Annotated in this window: 1 protein-coding gene; it reads left to right on the top strand. The window is 65.5% G+C overall.

Annotated features, from left to right (window positions below; all coding sequences use genetic code 11):
* Positions 1-857 (top strand): elongation factor Tu (gene tuf, locus AC1DIO_RS35325; protein ID WP_476854947.1); only part of this gene is annotated, 857 nt, incomplete at both ends.

The raw sequence follows: 857 nt of genomic DNA, 5'->3' as shown, positions 1-857 counted from the left end.
CGCGGCATCACGATCTCGACGGCTCACGTCGAGTACGAGACTGCGAACCGTCACTATGCGCATGTCGACTGCCCCGGCCACGCCGACTACGTGAAGAACATGATCACGGGTGCGGCGCAGATGGACGGCGCGATCCTGGTCGTGTCGGCTGCCGACGGCCCGATGCCGCAGACGCGCGAGCACATCCTGCTGGCGCGCCAGGTCGGCGTTCCGGCGCTGGTGGTGTTCATKAACAAGGTCGACCTGGTCGACGACGCGGAGCTGCTCGAGCTGGTCGAGATGGAGATCCGCGAGCTGCTGTCGAAGTACGACTTCCCGGGCGACGACATCCCGATCACCAAGGGCTCGGCCAAGGCTGCGCTGGACAACGTCTCGCCCGAGATCGGCCATGACGCGGTGATCGAGCTGATGAAGACGGTCGACGCCTATATCCCGCAGCCGGAGCGTCCGATCGACCAGCCGTTCCTGATGCCGGTCGAAGACGTGTTCTCGATCTCGGGCCGTGGCACGGTGGTGACCGGTCGCGTCGAGCGCGGCATCGTCAAGGTCGGCGAGGAAATCGAGATCGTTGGCCTGAAGGACACCGTGAAGACGACGGTGACCGGCGTCGAGATGTTCCGCAAGCTGCTGGACCAGGGCCAGGCTGGCGACAACATCGGCGCGCTGCTGCGCGGCACGAAGCGCGAGGACGTCGAGCGCGGCCAGGTGCTGTGCAAGCCGGGTTCGGTGAAGCCGCACACCAAGTTCAAGGCCGAGGCCTACATCCTGACGAAGGAAGAGGGCGGCCGCCATACGCCGTTCTTCACCAACTACCGCCCGCAGTTCTACTTCCGCACGACGGACGTGACCGGCGTGGT

Source organism: Allobosea sp. 05T439 (assembly GCF_056396005.1).
The sequence above is the reverse complement of the archived record's forward strand: the minus strand, read 5'-3'. Positions and strand labels throughout refer to the sequence as shown.